Annotated in this window: 17 protein-coding genes; 10 read left to right on the top strand and 7 right to left on the bottom strand. The window is 50.1% G+C overall.

Translation table 11 applies throughout. From position 1 onward, the window contains the following. The first annotated feature begins 57 nt into the window (after positions 1-57). From PJDR2_RS24430 to PJDR2_RS24405, 6 genes are all read left to right on the top strand, one after another. Complete coding sequence (locus PJDR2_RS24430; protein WP_015846410.1) at positions 58-1,635, top strand: copper amine oxidase N-terminal domain-containing protein; 1,578 nt, start codon at positions 58-60, stop codon at positions 1,633-1,635. Next, positions 1,631-2,014 (top strand): thioredoxin family protein, encoded by a 384-nt coding sequence (locus tag PJDR2_RS24425; protein WP_416202278.1) that lies wholly within the window; start codon positions 1,631-1,633, stop codon positions 2,012-2,014. The genes PJDR2_RS24430 and PJDR2_RS24425 overlap by 5 nt, the downstream gene beginning before the upstream one ends. A gap of 174 nt (positions 2,015-2,188) precedes the next feature. Further along, a complete protein-coding gene (locus tag PJDR2_RS24420) occupies positions 2,189-3,121 on the top strand; it encodes a COX15/CtaA family protein (RefSeq protein ID WP_015846408.1) in 933 nt (310 codons plus the stop codon). After that, positions 3,118-4,884, top strand: a complete 1,767-nt coding sequence (locus PJDR2_RS24415; RefSeq protein WP_015846407.1) for a UbiD family decarboxylase — start codon at positions 3,118-3,120, stop codon at positions 4,882-4,884. The genes PJDR2_RS24420 and PJDR2_RS24415 overlap by 4 nt, the downstream gene beginning before the upstream one ends. 26 nt (positions 4,885-4,910) lie before the next feature. Next, positions 4,911-5,618, top strand: a complete 708-nt coding sequence (locus tag PJDR2_RS24410; RefSeq protein ID WP_015846406.1) for a Cthe_2314 family HEPN domain-containing protein — start codon at positions 4,911-4,913, stop codon at positions 5,616-5,618. Between the two features lie 20 nt (positions 5,619-5,638). Further along, the gene (locus PJDR2_RS24405) at positions 5,639-6,424 is read left to right on the top strand and encodes an SDR family oxidoreductase (RefSeq protein ID WP_041613608.1); all 786 of its coding nucleotides are present in this window, start codon (positions 5,639-5,641) and stop codon (positions 6,422-6,424) included. A gap of 53 nt (positions 6,425-6,477) precedes the next feature. Here the strand turns inward: PJDR2_RS24405 and PJDR2_RS24400 are convergent, their stop codons facing one another. Beyond that, positions 6,478-6,720: a NifU family protein gene (locus PJDR2_RS24400; RefSeq protein WP_015846404.1), complete on the bottom strand. Its 243-nt coding sequence runs from the start codon at positions 6,718-6,720 to the stop codon at positions 6,478-6,480. Positions 6,721-6,807: 87 nt separating this feature from the next. On the opposite strand from PJDR2_RS24400, the gene PJDR2_RS24395 reads away from it, so the two are divergent. Next, entirely contained in the window at positions 6,808-7,041 is a 234-nt protein-coding gene (locus PJDR2_RS24395; protein WP_150106556.1) for a YuzB family protein, read from the top strand. 29 nt (positions 7,042-7,070) lie between these two features. Here the strand turns inward: PJDR2_RS24395 and PJDR2_RS24390 are convergent, their stop codons facing one another. Together PJDR2_RS24390 and mqnE are read right to left on the bottom strand one after the other, a co-directional pair. Beyond that, a complete protein-coding gene (locus PJDR2_RS24390) occupies positions 7,071-8,138 on the bottom strand; it encodes an NAD(P)/FAD-dependent oxidoreductase (protein WP_015846402.1) in 1,068 nt (355 codons plus the stop codon). Between the two features lie 71 nt (positions 8,139-8,209). Then, the gene (mqnE, locus tag PJDR2_RS24385) at positions 8,210-9,313 is read right to left on the bottom strand and encodes an aminofutalosine synthase MqnE (RefSeq protein WP_015846401.1); all 1,104 of its coding nucleotides are present in this window, start codon (positions 9,311-9,313) and stop codon (positions 8,210-8,212) included. A gap of 297 nt (positions 9,314-9,610) precedes the next feature. Between mqnE and erpA the strand changes: the two genes are divergently transcribed. Continuing rightward, positions 9,611-9,967 carry an iron-sulfur cluster insertion protein ErpA gene (erpA, locus tag PJDR2_RS24380; RefSeq protein WP_015846400.1) on the top strand — a complete coding sequence of 119 codons (357 nt, stop codon included), beginning with the start codon at positions 9,611-9,613 and terminating at the stop codon, positions 9,965-9,967. Between the two features lie 478 nt (positions 9,968-10,445). On the opposite strand, the gene pstA is transcribed toward erpA, so the two are convergent. From pstA to PJDR2_RS24360, 4 genes are all read right to left on the bottom strand, one after another. Beyond that, a complete protein-coding gene (gene pstA, locus PJDR2_RS24375; RefSeq protein ID WP_015846399.1) occupies positions 10,446-11,354 on the bottom strand; it encodes a phosphate ABC transporter permease PstA in 909 nt (302 codons plus the stop codon). Then, complete coding sequence (gene pstC / locus PJDR2_RS24370; protein ID WP_015846398.1) at positions 11,354-12,304, bottom strand: phosphate ABC transporter permease subunit PstC; 951 nt, start codon at positions 12,302-12,304, stop codon at positions 11,354-11,356. The genes pstA and pstC overlap by 1 nt, the downstream gene beginning before the upstream one ends. Positions 12,305-12,391: 87 nt before the next feature. After that, a complete protein-coding gene (locus tag PJDR2_RS24365) occupies positions 12,392-13,258 on the bottom strand; it encodes a phosphate ABC transporter substrate-binding protein (protein WP_015846397.1) in 867 nt (288 codons plus the stop codon). A 39-nt stretch (positions 13,259-13,297) separates the two neighbouring features. Then, positions 13,298-14,629 (bottom strand): TolB family protein, encoded by a 1,332-nt coding sequence (locus PJDR2_RS24360; RefSeq protein WP_015846396.1) that lies wholly within the window; start codon positions 14,627-14,629, stop codon positions 13,298-13,300. Positions 14,630-14,878: 249 nt separating this feature from the next. Between PJDR2_RS24360 and PJDR2_RS24355 the strand changes: the two genes are divergently transcribed. Both PJDR2_RS24355 and PJDR2_RS24350 read left to right on the top strand, forming a co-directional pair. Then, positions 14,879-15,601: a response regulator transcription factor gene (locus tag PJDR2_RS24355; protein WP_015846395.1), complete on the top strand. Its 723-nt coding sequence runs from the start codon at positions 14,879-14,881 to the stop codon at positions 15,599-15,601. Continuing rightward, on the top strand, positions 15,598-16,656 hold the full coding sequence (locus PJDR2_RS24350) for a sensor histidine kinase (RefSeq protein WP_015846394.1): 1,059 nt from the start codon (positions 15,598-15,600) through the stop codon (positions 16,654-16,656). Before PJDR2_RS24355 ends, PJDR2_RS24350 begins: the two co-directional genes overlap by 4 nt. The last annotated feature ends 53 nt before the right edge of the window (positions 16,657-16,709 follow it).

Raw genomic sequence — 16,709 nt, 5'->3', positions numbered from 1 at the left:
ATAGAGTTATGGGTCTATTAATCTATCTATTACTGGCTGTGAAGGGAGATTTGTAATTTGAAAAGTCTGAAAAGATTCAAGAGGGGGATCATCCTGATTTTGGCGCTGGCGCTTGTCATCGTTGCAGGCTGTCAGGCGATTCAGGGCGTAGATTTTAACACCGTATTGAAAAATACGCTTAAAGTGACCTCCGCGGAAAGCAAGCAGTCAGTAGAGCTTAAGCTTCTTATGAACGAAGAAGCGTACGAAGGAATGCCTGAAGAAGATATTGCTCTCATGAAATTATTCTCGAACATGAAGCTTCAGTTAGATAGCGTGAAGGTTCAGGATGCAAGCCATGCGTCCTACGCGGGCAAACTGATTTTTGGCGATAAGGTCAGCATTGGTTTCTCCATCAAGCAATCGGATACAGCGGCGGTTATCGAGGTGGAAGGCGCGAAGCTTCCTATCGTGCTTGACGTAACGGGAGCCGGCATTGGTTCAATGCTGGGAACAGCCGAGCTTGGCGGGACGGCCGAAGGTTCGGATGACGAATCGGTAACGGCAATCGGCAAAGAGGTATTGGACAGCGCAACGTCCTTCTTTATCGATAATCTGCCTAATCCGGACAAAATTTCGGTAAACGCGGTTCAGGAGCCTATCAATGGCGTTAACACATCCTTGTTCCATGTGAAAGCAGAGATGAGCGGTACCGAAATCTGGGCTTGGATCAAAAAATACGTCGATGTTCTTGCAAGCGACCGGGATGGCCTCGAAACGTTCGTGAAAGAAATCGTAGCGATTATGAGCAGCCATCCGGAGTTCTGGGAAGAGATGGGCGTAAATCCGTTCGAGCAAACCGGACTGGATATGCCAACAACCGATGACATGATTAAGGAAATGACGGATGAGCTGGAAGCTACGTTTGTATCGCTGCAGGAAGAGCTAAAGGCGATGGAAGAAGAGAGCGATGAGGATCTTAAGGCTGTCTTCAACGATGATTCTTCGATTAAAGCAGAGCTTTACGTAGACAGCAAGATGGATATCCGCAAACAGGTCATCGACGTTACGCTTAAACCAAGCGATCAAGCCTTATTCCCGCTTGACGGTCTCTCGCTGCATATGGAGAGCGAGCTGTGGAACGTTAACGGCAAGGTAGAGGCTGACGCGCCGGTGATCCCTGCTCAAGCTATCCATTCCGATCAGCTCGACTCCATGCAGGGCTATCAGTACCTTCGCATGTTCAATAAGCAATCCGCAGCCTACTCTTTGCTCGATCAGCTGGGCATCGGAGAGCAGACGGTTGAGCTGTCCGTGGATTCGCGCCTTTACCCTGCAATCGTTACTCCTAAATACGTAACGATTGTTCCGCTGCGCAGAGTGGCTGAACAGCTGGGCGCTACGGTGAAATATGATAAAAAGACGAAGAATGTAACAGTCTATGACGAAGCGACCAATACGACGATCGTTCTGAAAGAAGGCTCTGACCGCGTAACGGTTAATGGCAAAGCAGCGACATGGTCGTTCGTAGCCAAAACCGTTGACGGCGCATTGTATGTACCGGGACGTGATTTCGCAAACGCGCTTGGAGCGAAGGTTCGTTGGGATGACAGCTGGGGCAGCGATACCTTTGTCATTGAGCGTGTAGTACATTAAATTATCTGCAAGAGCAAGGAGGATAACAACGATGAACAAACTGACAACGGACGCAGCATTCCGGGAAGCGGTTCAAGGCGATGGCATTACGGTGGTCGTATTCAAAACGACATGGTGCGCGGACTGTCATTACATCGATCCGTTTATGCCGGATGTAGAGCAGCAATATAACGGCAAATTCTCATTCCATGAGATCGACCGGGATGAATTGCCGGATCTTTGCTCCGAGCTGAACATTCTTGGCATTCCGAGCTTTATTGCCTTCCGTAACGGCAAAGAGCTGATCCGGTACGTGAACAAGCTGCGCAAGACGCGGGAAGAAATCGAACAGTTTCTGGACCGCGCGGTGCAAGTGGCAGACGCTTTACCTCAAGGTTAATAAACGGCAATTGTGCGGCTTAAGGAACTCCTCCTGAGCCGCACTTTTTATGTCCGCGCATCATTGCCACGGAACTGTCACACCCTAGGAAGTGTCACATTTTCAACATGGCTTTTGACCCCCATAATGGCTATAATGAGGTGACAACAAAACCCGAAATAAGGTGATTTTATTATGGTTACCGGCCGTTTTCGCGCGCTTGCTCTCGCATCGTGCATCGGAATGCTTTTTGTTCTTCTTGCCGGAGCATTGGTTACAAATACCGGATCCGGACGCGGATGCGGTGACGATTGGCCGCTTTGCAACGGTAAATTTATTCCTGCGTATACAATGGAAACCGCGATCGAATTTTCTCACCGTTTGATTACCGGATTTGAAGGTTTGCTCGTTGTGGCAGCCTTTATTGCCATATACCTGCTGTTCCGGAAAAACAATGCGGATTACAAAGAGCCGTATATCTATGCTAGCGGAGCCCTGCTTTTTACAATTATTCAGGCGCTAATGGGCGCGGCAGCTGTTAAATGGTATCAGTCTGACGCAGTAATGGCTATTCATTTCGGTATTTCCTTAATTGCTTTTGCGTTTACTTTGCTTCTTGTCGTGTGGTCTTACCGTTCGAAGAATGGCAAGCCGGTGGAATTTACAGTGCCACGCGCTATTTATCCCCGTATGCTGGCTGTGACGATTTTCTGTTATATCGTTGTTTATCTTGGCGCGTATATCCGACATACCGAGTCGGCAGGCGGCTGCCTCGGCTGGCCGTTATGTAACGGCGAGGTTGTACCTGAGCTTCAGGGAGCAACGGCAGCTGTTTTCATCCATCGTTTGGGAGCACTTATTTTTGGTCTTGCTTTGATTGGTCTATATATTCATGTCCGCAAAATCAGCGGCAAAGGTAAAGGTCTTACGAAATCAGCCGGCTGGGCTTTGATCCTGGTTATCGCTCAAATTCTGAGCGGTGCGCTTCTGACGGAGACAATCGGCAACGATGACTGGTTCCTGTTTACGAACCTGCTTCATAATTTAATTATAACGGGCTTGTTTGGGATATTGTGTGATATGTTGATACGTTCCTGGCGGCTGCGGGAAGGACGGGAGAACGCTTGAGTTTTCAAAACCTGCGTGAATTTGTAGAGGTATTAAAAAAGGAGAACGATCTGCTCGTTATCGACGCGCAAGTAGATCCTTATCTGGAGCTGGCGGAAATTCACCGCCGCGTTATCGAAGAGGAAGGACCGGCACTGCTTTTCACCAACGTGAAGGGCAGTCCTTTTCCCGTTTTGACGAATATGTTCGGGACAAGCCGCCGGGTTGACCTTGCGTTTGGTACACGCCCGGAAGAAATCATGAAGCAAATCGTTGGTGCCGCAGACCGTATTATGCCGCCAACGCCAAAAGCTTTATGGGGCGAGAAAAAGCTGATCTGGGACATGATGAAGGTAGGCATGAAGGAAGTGCCAAGCGGCACGGCGCCTATTCTGCAAGTACTGAAGCGTCAGAATCCGCTGGCCGGTCTGCCGCGCGTAACAAGCTGGCAGGAGGATGGCGGTCCGTTTATTACGTTGCCTCTTGTCTATACGGAGAGCTTAAAATCCCGCAAAGCGCATAATCTAGGGATGTACCGCATGCAAATCTTTGACGATTCAACGACAGGCATGCACTGGCAAATACATAAAGGCGGCGGCTTCCATTATCATGAAGCGGAGCAGCGGAACGAAGCGCTGCCGGTATCCGTCTTCCTCGGCGGACCGCCGGCATTGATCGCTTCCGCGATTGCGCCGCTTCCGGAGCATTTGCCGGAGCTCTTAATGGCTTCGCTTATCCTAGGCGGCAAGCTGCCGGTTGTATCCGACCCGCACAGCAAGCACCGCATTCCGGCGGAAGCCGAGTTTGTCATCAGCGGACAAGTGCCGGCGCATCTCCGCCGTCCGGAAGGTCCGTTTGGCGATCATTTTGGTTATTACTCGCTTATCCATGATTTCCCGGTCTTTAACGTCAATCATGTCTGGCACCGCAAGGATGCGATCTATCCGGCGACGATTGTGGGCAAGCCTCGTCAGGAAGACTATTATCTGGGCGAATACTTGCAGCGCTTACTGGCACCGGCCTTCCCGATGGTTATGCCGGGCGTACATGAGCTATGGGCTTACGCGGAAGCTGGCGTACACGCGCTTGCCGCAGCCGTTGTCCGGGAATCCTATTCCCGTGAGGCATTGTCGACGGCCTTCAGTATTCTAGGCCAAGGCCAACTTACCTTGACCAAGTTCCTGATGCTCACGGATCAGCCGATTGACTTGTCGCGGTTTGACGTATTGCTTGAGACCGTGCTTGAGCGGTTCGAGCCGCAGACGGATCTGTTTGTATTTGACGAGACCTCCCATGATACGCTGGACTATACGAGCGGCAAATTTAATCACGGCAGCAAAGCGGTTATGCTTGGCGTCGGCAAACCTGTCAGAGAGCTGCCTTCAAGCTATAAAGAAGGCGTTATCGAGGAAATTACGAATGCTCAGGTGTATTGCCGCGGATGCCTGGTTGTATCGGGCGCATCCTATGAAGCAGAGCCGCAGCTTGCGGAGCGTCTGTTGGCTAGGCTGTCGGAGCGCGGTACGGAATGGCCGCTTGTTATTCTTGCGGATGACGCAAACGTTGCCCATGGACAAACGTCCTTCTTATGGACGGTGTTCACGCGGTTTAATCCGGCGGATGATATTTACGCGAATGCCGAAATTCGCCGCCATCATTTTGGATACAAGCTGCCAATCGTTATCGATGCGAGAATGAAGCCGGGTTATCCGGCAGAGCTGTTCGCGCGTGAGGATATTACCAAGCTGGTTGACAGCAGATGGAACGAGTACTTCAAATCCTAAGTTGCGAAGAGAGGCGGGGATGGCCGATGCTGCGTTTTCTATTTGATGAACCGGAAAGGGAGCCGCAAGGCCGCCTTGCAGAAACGTTACAGCTGATGAATCAGTTTATCGCCATTCTGCATGAGAAGATCGAAGCGGGCAAGGACAACGATCATAAGCTCCGTACGTATGAAGTGTGGACGAAGGGGCTGGTCGCTTCCTTGAACGAAATCGAGCAAAGCTGCTACGCGGCTAGGCGCTTTAAGGAGAAGATCAAGTCGCCTTCCGTCAGCCAAATGTCGGAGGAGGAACAGCTTAATTATCAGCGCTACGTTTATTTTGACAAAAACGCGTTTATCCGTATTTTTGCCCTGCTGGATAAGCTGAGTATCTTTCTTAACGACATCCTTGATTTGAAGACGGAGAAGATCAAGCCGCATTTCTCCTACTTCACGGTTCTGCGCAATATGCGCGACAAGAAGGCGCATCCGGATTTGACCTGGAAGCTGAACGACATCAAGGAAAGCCTGAAGGAACCGATGGGGCGGCTGCGGAAGCGCCGCAATACCGAAATTCATTACATGAATACGGAGATGCAGGATGATCTTGCGCAGGCGCATAAAATATACGGTCAGGAAGTACAGCTGGAGAATATTGCTGCGCAATCGGAGGATCTCCAGCATGGACTGCAAATGGTGACAGGATCATTACGCCTAACCTTTGACTATGCTTGCAGACTAATACGATCCAGGTAGGCTTAAAATCGCGAGGAGGAATGCTCGTGGAGCTGATGGGCAGAACGGCGCTTGTAACCGGAAGCGCCAAGGGGCTTGGTAAACGGACTGCATTGCAGCTCGCAAGTCTTGGCTGCAGCATCGTGTTAAACTATCTGGAGAGCAGGCAGGAGGCGCTGGAGCTTCAGCGCGAAATCGAGCAGCTGGGTGTTAAAGCAATTGCTATACAAGGCGATATTTCCGTTCCGGCAGGTGTAGCGCAGCTGGCAGCCGAAGCGGAAGCCTGGAATGGCGGTATTGATATCCTTGTGAACAACGCAGGCCCGTTTATACGCGAGCGGCGCTTGTTTGCGGATTATAATGAAGACGCTATCATTCAACTGTTAAACGGTAATTTGCTCGGCGTTATGCTGCTGGACCATAAGCTGCTCCCAGGCATGCGTAAGAGGGGCTGGGGACGGATTATCCATTTGGGCTTCGGACACGCGGACGAAGCCAGAGCATGGCCTCACAGGGCCGTATATGCGGCGGCGAAGACGGGTCTCGTCTCCTTCACCAAATCGCTTGCGGTCGAAGAGGCGCCCTCCGGCATTACCGTAAACATGATAGCGCCCGGTGATATCCGCGGCCTAAACAAGGAGCGGACGATTGACGAGGCAACTTGCGAGAGGGATCTCGAGTCGCCGGTTGGCAGGCCGGGAACCGGTGAAGATATCGCGAGAGTGATTGGCTTCCTTTGCCAGTCGAGATCGGATTATTTGACCGGCAGCTTTATAAACGTAACCGGCGGTTTTGATGCGATTCGTTCCAACATAATCGGATTATAAGGAACAAAAAAAAAGAGTCTTGCCTGCTTGAAGCGGGCAAGACTCTTTACATTTTAGAATACCTGAACAACTTCCTGTACGCCTTCAACTTCCTCGAGCAGCGCGCGCTCGATACCGGCTTTCAGTGTAATTGTCGAACTTGGGCAGCTTCCGCATGCACCCATCAGACGAAGTTTAACGATACCGTCCTCTACGTCTACCAGTTCTACGTCACCGCCGTCGCGTTGCAGGAACGGACGCAATTTATCCAGTACGTCCAATACTTCGTCGTACATTGTATCTTGTGCTTGACTCATTGCAATCATCTCCTTTCTCCCCTATTATAGTACAAAGTGCGAGGAATGAAAATGGATATCAACCGTTAAGGCCAGGTGATCAAAAAATTGTCAAAACCGCTTATCGAGTTCTGCAACGGCAACATGCATCACGGAACCGAGCAAATCATGAAGCAGCTCGAACAAGATGTTCGGCTGAAGGTCATCGAATACGGCTGTCTCGGCAACTGCGGGGAATGTTATTTGAAGCCATTCGCGCTAGTTGCCGGCAGAATAACCGCTGCCGAATCCATAGAGGATCTAGAAACCCGTATTCGCGAAGCCATCAGCTTAAAGCCATAATATAATTTCCGATTATCCGATATTTAAGACTAACCGAAGTGGCGTTTCGATTTCCAGAGAATTCCGCTCTTGATCAAACGCGGAATTTTCCCCATCATCGGCGTGCTGCCCATGAGGCCGAAGCCGCTTTTCTTGCCAAGGGAGCCCATAACGCCCTTCAGCTTGATTTTGCCAAGCTTAGGCGTTTTGTTGTTCCAAATGGCATGGATAGCTTCCGCGATTTGCTTGCCTTGCGCGCCGGCCGCTTGCCCGCTAGGGGAGAATGGCAGTGACGCGCAGTCGCCGCAAACAAAGACATCGGTATAATCCGGCAGCTGATGGTACTCATTAATGATAAGCCGTCCTTGTTTGTCCTTCGGCAGATTCATGCGCTGTACAATCTCAATCGGCTGAATGCCGGCTGTCCATACCGTTACGTCGGTCAGGATCGTTTGATTGGCATTCGCATCGTGCAAAGCGCCTTGCTCAAGGCGGCAGAGCGAAATATGGCTGAGCATCTCAACTTCATGCTCTTTGAACCAGGAAGCCACAAACTTCTGCAGCGATCCAGGGAAGGCCGACATTACGCTTGGTCCGCGGTCAATAATGCGTATGTTCAGGTCGGAACGGGCTTCGCGCAGCTCTGCAGCCACTTCTACGCCGCTAAGACCGCCGCCGATGATCGATACTTGACCGTAAGGCTTCACGTCGTTCAGCATCTGGTAAGTTTTGCGTGCATTCGAAAGGGTTTGAATACTGTTTGAGAACTCTTCCGCCCCTTCAATGCCGTGGTAATTATCCGTACAGCCGAGTCCAATTACGAGCCACTCGTAATCGATTGGATCTTGACCTTCCAGGTAAACAAGTTTTTTGTCCATGTCGATATCTACAACTTCTCCATACCGGGTTGTCAGACGAGGATCCTGCGGGAATTTCACGCGAATCTCCAAATCCGAAACCGTTCCGGCTGCAAGTGCGTAATACTCTGTTTTAAGGCCTTGATATGGCATACGGTCTACGAGGATGACTTCAACGTCGATTGGCAGCTGTTTCTCGATCACATCTGCTGCGATAGCCTGGCCGCCGTAACCGCCGCCTAATATAACAAATTTTCTCATATGATTCCCTACCCAACTCCAAAATGATGAATGACTTGTTGTGTGCCTAATATGTGCGACTAGCCGCGTGATTACTCATATACTTTAATTTCGTTATAGAACGTATCTCTCTCCACTGGGATACGTCCGGCTCCTTTAATGAGCCATAAGAGATCCTCACGCGTGATGCCTTCCGGCGTAAGAGCGCCCGCCGCATGGCTGATTTTTTCTTTTACAATGGTGCCGTGAGCGTCTGATGCGCCCATCGTCAGAGCAACTTGAGTCAGTTGTGTACCAATGTTAATGAAGTAAGCTTTAATATGCTGAACGTTGTCCAGCATCAGACGGCTGATCGCGATCGTCTTCAGATCCTCGAATGCCGAGTTGCGGCGACGGATGCCGGCTTTCGGGTTAATCGGCTGCATAGAGAGCGGAATAAATACCTGGAATCCGTTTGTTTCATCTTGCAGCTCACGGATCTGTATCATGTGGCGAATACGGTCCTCATGCGATTCAATCGAGCCGTACAGCATGGTCGTATGCGTGCGCAGGCCAAGATTATGAGCGGTGCGGTGCACATCTAAATATTGGCTGACGTCGGCTTTATCGACGCGCATTTTTTTGCGGTAATGATCGGATAATATTTCTGCGCCTCCGCCGGTAAGCGATTTGAGGCCGACTTTCATAAGCTCTTCCAATACTTCCTTGTAGCTTAAGCCGCTAATACGCGAGAAAAAGTCGATTTCCGCAGCTGTGTAGGCTTTAAGCGTTACTTCTGGGAAGCGCTCGTTTAATGCCTTCAGGGAATCGACGTAATATTGGAACGGAACATGCGGGTTATGACCGCCTACAATATGGAATTCTCGTACACCAGGGTGGAAATGCTGTTCAACGTACTCAATCATTTCTTGACCGGATAAGGTATAGGCGCCTGGTGCGCCTTCGTCTTTGCGGAAGTTACAGAATGCGCAATGTGCTTCACAGACGTTCGTAAAGTATAAGCTCATGTTTTCGATAAAATAAACCTTTTTACCGTTCTTGCGAAGGTTAACTTCATTAGCTAGTTGCCCAATCGTAAGCAGATCATCCGATTGATACAGGAATACACCGTCTTCAAGCGTAAGGCGTTCCCCGTTACGGACTTTGTCGATAATCGACTGCATTTGCTTATTATCAGATGGAATGGTGATGTTCATCTTGGCAACCTCCTTTTTCTCAAAAGTTAGTTATGTGTAGTGCTGCGGCATGCTGCCATTTACCGTTCTAGGAAGAGTGGAATAAATTCAGGCTATGCCTTTGTGAAAAAAATAACTTGCTCATCCGATTAAGAAAGCTTCCATTATTATAAACCCGTACGCAAAAGGCGGCAACACCTAAAGTCTTCAACTCGTTCCAACAGGAAGGCTCTCATCTCTTGAGGAAGCGGAGGAAGAGGAGTATACTGTAACTACAACGATACATTTATTCTTATTTATATAGAGGAGGGAAGAAGCATGATCACTATTAGTGAATCGGCGTCTGAGAAAATAAAAGAAATGCTCGAGGAGGAAGGAACTCCCGGGTTGTTCCTGCGCATTGGCGTTAAGGAAGGAGGCTGCACTGGCTTCTCCTATGGCATGGGCTTCGACGACGAAGAGAACGAGAACGACAAGTCGTTGGAAGTTGCCGACTTGAAAGTAGTCGTAGACGACGAGAGCTTGAAGTATTTATTTGGTCTTATCATCGATTGGAAAGAGTCGGCAATGGGCGGCGGCTTTACGATCGAAAATCCGAACGCAACCGCTACATGCGGCTGCGGCTCCAGCTTCCGTACCGCTGCGGCGGCTGGCAAGCCGGATAGCGACTGCTGATATTGGGCTGAGCACGCCTGTGCTCAGCTTTTTTATTGGGGATTCGCCAGTACGCAGGCTGCGCAAAAGTACCAATCGCCATTGTTCCCGGAATCTCTGAATTTATCGTACAAGGTACGATTCCGGGAACAAAAGCGAGCACTCCGTTTCTCCAGAACATTCTTTCGCTCCGCCTGTTTGGCGAAGCCAAACAAAAGCATTCGCAAAAGGCCAGGCTCAGCCAGCCTTTTTTGACCAAATTAGACAGGTTGCCCAACACAACCTGTCTAGCCAAAACCAAAACGGCGTCCCATTTTAGCGGACGCCGTTTTTTGTTTTAAAAAAAGAAGTCGGCAAGGAACGGAGGAAGTGAATGCTCTTGAGAAGCGTAGCGCCCGCCTTTGCTCGGGGATTGCAACCACTACAAGTTTAGTCGAGCAATCCCCGAGCAACAGCGGTCGAAAGAGCGTTCACTTTCGCTGTGGCCATCCCCGATCTCCTATGACCTCTGCATCTTACGAGAGTTCAGCCAAAGAGGAATACGGAACACCAGGTTGATAAGCAGAACGAAGAACACGAGTACCGCCGCCGACTTCTGGGCGATATCCTGGGCGTCCGGAACGATAGCCTCGGACTGTACATACCACAGGTGAACGGCAAGCGTCTCGCCCGGCGAGAAGAGGCTGAAATCCCACATTTCGCCGGAGGTCGTAACGCCGGCAGTCAGAATAATAACGGCGCTTTCGCCAAAGGCGCGACCCGCGACAAGACAGATCCCCGTAATAATTCCGTTCATGGCTGCAGGGATCAAGACGCGAACGATCGTCTGTAAATGTGTAGCCCCCAAAGCGAAGGAAGCGTTTTTCAATTCCTTCGGCACGGCACGGATCGATTCTTCCGTTACGCGGGTCAGTACCGGCAGATTCAAGAATGCCAGGCTGACAGCGCCGCCGAGAATCGTAAGGCCAAGCTGGAACATCTCAACGAACAGCGCGATACCAAACAAACCAAAGATAATCGAAGGTACGGAAGCGAGTCCCTCTACGCATATCCGTACAAACGAGATTAGCTTGTTGTCAGGCGCAAATTCGGCAAGATAGATGCCTGCAGCCATCCCGAGCGGAATAGCAATCGCAAGCGACAGGAACAGGATATAGAAGGAGTTCAGCAGGGCTGGCCCAATACCGCCGCCTTCATCGATTTCGCTTGGCAAGCCAAACAGGAAGTTCCAGGATAGCTTAGGCAGACCGTCCTTCAGAATGAGGAACAGGAGCCCGAGTATAAAGAGAACGATAGCGATACCAACGGTCCAGACCAGAATCGTAAACAGACGGTTATTAAAGCTATTGATTCCTCTTTTGCCGCGGAAAGGATTGGTTGTATTTACTGTGGTGTTTACATTGCTCATTATTGTTGTACTCCTCTCCGTTGCAGCCAGCGTACGCCTACGATCATCAGAAGCGAGATGGCAAGCAGCAGGAAGCCCATCAGATACAGCGCATAGTTCCAAGTGGAATCGAACGGAACGTTGGCAATCTGCATAACGATGTTACTCGTTAATACCGAGGTAGGCTTAAGCAGGCTGTCCGCGATTTGCGGGGTATTGCCGATAACCATAACAACCGCCATGGTTTCGCCGATCGCGCGGGCCATACCGAGAATAACGGCATACATAATACCGCTGCGCGCGGAAGGAATAAGCACCTTTACGACGGTTTGGAAACGGGTAGCGCCAAGGGCATAAGATGCATCGCTGAATTTCTTCGGTACGGCTGTGATCGAGTCATCGCTGATCCGGCTGATAGTCGGCAGGACCATGATGGTCAATACGAGAGAGGCTGCAAGCAGGCCGTCACCCATGCCCGTTCCGGTAACGTTCCGTATCAGCGGGATAAGAACCGTGAGGCCCAGATAGCCGTATACAACGGACGGAATGCCGACGAGCAGGTCCATGACCGGACGAAGCATATTTTTCAGCCATGCCGGAACAAAGGTCGACAGAAAGACCGCGATCAGGAGCGAGAGCGGAACTGAAATAATCAAAGTTAGCAAAGTAAGGGCAAACGTGCCGAAGATGAATAACAGTCCGCCGTATTGCTCGGTCTCCGGGCTCCATTCCGTGGACAGGAAAAATTCGGAGAAGGACACATCGCCAAAGGTCAAAACGCCGGTGCGGAACATAAGCGCAAGGATAAGGAAAAGAATCAGACACACAAAACCGGCGCAGGCAATGCAAACGTAACGGAACAGGCGGTTCATCACAAACAGGCGCTTCCTGCGGTCAAACGGCTTTCCGCTTCCCGTCAAAAGACTGCCGCCCAGATCGATCTGGCCCGCAGTGGATGAGGTATCTAACATATTTATTGATCGGCTCCTTCGGTAGCAAGCAGCCGCCTGTCGCTTCGCGAAAGACGGCCGCCGTTACCTGTATTCGATTAACTTGGATTATTTCATTGCGGAAAGCGGGATGAACTTCAGCTTTTTCAGCGAACCGTTTTGGAATTTAGCGCTTTGCACGTATTTGATGAATTCTTTAACAACGCCTGTAGGTTGGCCTTTAGTCATGTAATAGCCGTAGCCCCAAACTTTGTATTTACCGTTGATTACGTTGTCTACAGTTGGAGCAACGCCGTTGATGCTTACGCCAGTCATTTTTGTAGTGATGTAAGCGAAGTCGAGGTAACCGATAGCGCCTGGAGTCGACTCAACGGCTGTTTTCATGTCGCCGCTTGTTTTAACTTCTTTGTAGTTAGAGCCTTTTGTCATGAAGTCCGTACCGTTCAACGCTTTTTGTTGGAAGTTAACGCGGGTACCGGAACCAAATGCACGGTTAACGACGATGATATCGGCATCTTTGCCGCCAACTTCTTTCCAGTTCGTTACTTTGCCGGAGAAAATGTCTTGCAGTTGTTTTGTAGTCAGGTTTGTTGCCGTAACGCTTTTGTTAACTACTGCAGCGAACGGAGTAACCGCTACTTTGTTAGCTACTTGGCCTGTGAAGGCTTCGAAGCCGGGAACAGCTTGCGTAGCGTCCCAGTCAACCGCACCGATATCAGCGATACCTTTGCGTACGGATTGAGGGCCAGTGATGGAGCCGGCAGCCGAAGCGGAGATTTTAACTTTCGGATTCAGCTTTTTAAATTCGTTAGCCGCTTGAAGAGTAAGCGGAAGAAGGGCGGACGAGCCGTTGATTACGATTTTGCCGGACAGCTTGCTTGCTGCTTCTGTTTTTGTAGGGGCTTGAACGGAGCCAAAGCCGATTGTTGCGATAAGAGCGGCTACCGTAGCCACTTTAAGCCATTTCAGTTTCATTTCATTTATCCTCCTAAAAGATGTTAAGTTATTTGTCGATTAGCGAGTAATCGTTGTGAATTTGCCGTTAACCGGAACAGCCAGCTGGTCGTTGCTGATTGCGGCGATATCGCCTTTGCCCGATACGATCAGCTCGGATACAGCATCCGATACGCTGTACAGCTTGCTTGCCGTACCTGTTGCAGGGTCGATAGCGCTGATGCTGTTTGCATCGCCTTTTGCAGTCAACACGATCAGTTTGCCGTCAGCTTGGTTCATTTGGTACACGTCTTCAGCGTTGTAGACGTTTGCTGCTTCAAGAGAAGCGGTGTTTACCGAAGAAACGTTGCCCGTGTTATCGTCGTTGATGCTTACGTAGTAAACTTTCGAACCGTCAGCGGACAATTCCAGGAACGCTTTGTCGCTTGCGTCTTTCGTCAGTTGAACAGGCTTGTTGTCGCCTTTAGCCGAGTCGTAGAAGAATGCTTGCGTTTCCGTACCTGTTGGGTCGATAGTGACATCGTCCTTGCTTACGTCCGTAGCGTCATTTTTTACAACAGGCTGTTTGATTTGGAAGTAAGCCACTTTCGAACCGTCAGCAGATACTGAAAGGTTTGCTTTGTAGTCGACTTTGTCTTCCAGCACTTTCGTTACGCTGCCGTCAGCCAGGCTAAGCTTGCAGATAACGGAGTTTTTGTCGCCTTGGAAGAAGAAGATCGAGCTTCCGTCAGCCGAGAATACCATCTCGTTTTTAATCGATGTATCCGTGCTTACTTTTGTGGATTGTTTTGTGCTCAGATCGATAACGTTAACCGTGCCGTCTTCTTCGGAATAAGCGGCTTTCGAACCATCCGGGGACACGATCAGTTCGGATGTATCGGACGAAGTAAGCAGCAGTTCATTTTTGCCTGTCGCAGCGTCAACCAGATAATCTTCGCGGCCGCTCTCGCCAGAAATCGATGCGATCAGCTTCGAAGCATTTACCCATGTCACTTGATCGACATTCTCAAGGAATTTGACCGAAGTGATGTTGCCGTTGGAGTAGCCTACGCCCAGCTTGCCAAGGAAGCTTACCGGTTCAACGAATGCTGTACCGTTTACAGTCACGGCATCGCTCAGCTTAACAACATTGTGGTTCAATTGAACGGTAATTGTGCTGCCTGAAACATTTAGGGAAGCTTCAAGAGCTTTCGCCAGGTCGCGAACAGAAGCGAGTGTTACGCCTTGTGCGTCAATCGTGCGGATTGCGACAGAGTTGCCGTTGATGGATACGGTAATGGAACCGACTTGAACCGCTTGTGCCGTTTGTACGGCCGATTGCGCCATTACTGGTGTAACAGCTGCTGCTCCAATTGCTGTTGCGAGCACGGAAATGACTACTGCTTTTTTCATTTGTAGTTCGTCACCTTTCTTATTTTCGAATAGTTGCTAGGTCCGACGGCACTACGCCGGTATGTATGAATGGCCTTGATTTTTCCCCCCGTCAAGCCGCGTCGGAACTATTTCGATTTCTACGCTAGTCTAACAGCGGATTATTATCCCATTATTTAGAAATTGTAATGATTTTGTGAAGAAAGACCTAGGTTGATTGGCGAAGGTGAAATTGCTATCCTAAAAATGACAATGAGGAGGAATGTCGGAATGTATCGGATATTCATCATCGAAGACGATGACAAAATAGGAGCTATATTGAAATCAACCATGGAGAAATACGGGTTTGAAGCGGGAAGGGCTACTCAGTTCAAGGATTTGCTCGGTGAATTTGCGTCTTATGATCCGCATCTTGTTCTGCTCGACATCAATCTGCCGTATTTCGACGGCTTTTATTGGTGCAGGCAGATTCGGACAAGGTCTAATGTCCCGATTCTGTTTATCTCAGCCCGCGAAGGAGAGATGGATCAGGTGATGGCTATCGAGAATGGGGGAGATGATTATCTCTCGAAGCCTATCCATCTGGATTTGCTGCTAGCGAAGGTAAAAGGAGCTTTGCGCCGGGCTTACGGGGAATATGCCGCGGCTTCGGCCGCTTCGGCGGCCGCATCCTCTGAACTCGAATTGTACGGGCTGCGCCTTAATCTTAGCCGCAACGAGCTGGAATGGCAGGGTGGGCGGACGGAGCTCACGAAGAACGAACGGCTTCTGGCCGAAGCTTTTATGAAGAAGCCGGATGAGATCGTGGCAAGAGAACAGCTGCTTGAGGCTTTATGGGATGATGTTCAGTTTGTGGATGACAATACGTTAACCGTTAATGTGACTCGGTTACGCAAGAAGCTCGAAGAAATCGGCATTATAAAAGCGATTGAGACGGTACGCGGACAAGGCTACAGGCTGAGCGCCGAAGCTCTGCAGGTGGCCAAAGCATGATTCGTGCTTATCTCTGGGACCGGAAAGTGCTGATCGCAACCTACCTGTTATGCTCCGTCATGGCGTGTGTGATGTTTTCTCTGGATAAACTCCGTTATGAGAGAGCCGACGCGGGTCTTGTCTATTATTACGCCGAGCTTGCGGTCTTCCTGTTGGTTATTGGACTGGCCGTTGACTTCCTTCGACAGCGCAGCTACTACAAGCAGCTTCAGGATGCGAATGAACACGGAACGGAGCTAAAGGCTTCGATGGTGGTTACTTCCGGCGTCACCAAAGAACAGATTGCCGTGCAGAAGCTATTGGCCGCGCAATACGGCGCATACTTGACCGAGCTTGGCCAGTACCGCCGGCAGCAGGAGCAGCATAATCATTTTGTGCTGCAATGGGTTCATCATATGAAGACTCCCGTGTCGGTTATTGATCTGCTTGTCCAGGAAGCGCTGCAGGAACAGGATGTTCCGCCTGCCCATTCGGAAAGGCTGCAAAGCATCCGCGAGGAGACCGGCAGGATGACTAGAGGGCTCGATATGATGCTGCATACGGCGAGGCTCGACAAGATCGAATTCGATCTGCATCCCCGTTCGGTTCCGCTGCATGAAGCGGCCCGCAGTGTAATAAACGCGCACAAGCAGCTCTGCATCCGGCATGCTATTTTTCCGAGAATTGACGGAGAGGCGGTTGTGGAGACCGACGAGAAATGGCTGACGTTTATCTTGAATCAACTGATCGGCAATGCGATCAAATATTCAAAGCGCAAGCCGGGCTCGAAGAAGCTGATTGTCAGCATTGAACGGGAACCGGATTCAAGTGCTGTCAGGCTGTCTGTTATAGATGAAGGAATCGGGATTGAGGCGCATGATCTGCCAAGGATTTTTGATCCGTTTTTCACGGGAGAGAATGGCCGTGCGGTTGAGGAGTCGACGGGGATGGGGCTTTACTTGGCTAAGAAGGTATGCGGCAATCTTGGTCTTGAGCTGTTTGCTGAATCAGAGGTTGGTTCCGGTACGAAGGTTACGGTTGTGTTCCGCCCTGAAGGGATCCATTTGTTGCGTTAAGTAAGCCAATGCGATCCAAACATGACAAAATCGTAAGATTCGAAGCCTCCAAT

This window comes from Paenibacillus sp. JDR-2 (genome assembly GCF_000023585.1).
Lineage (GTDB): Bacteria > Bacillota > Bacilli > Paenibacillales > Paenibacillaceae > Pristimantibacillus.
The sequence above is the reverse complement of the archived record's forward strand: the minus strand, read 5'-3'. Positions and strand labels throughout refer to the sequence as shown.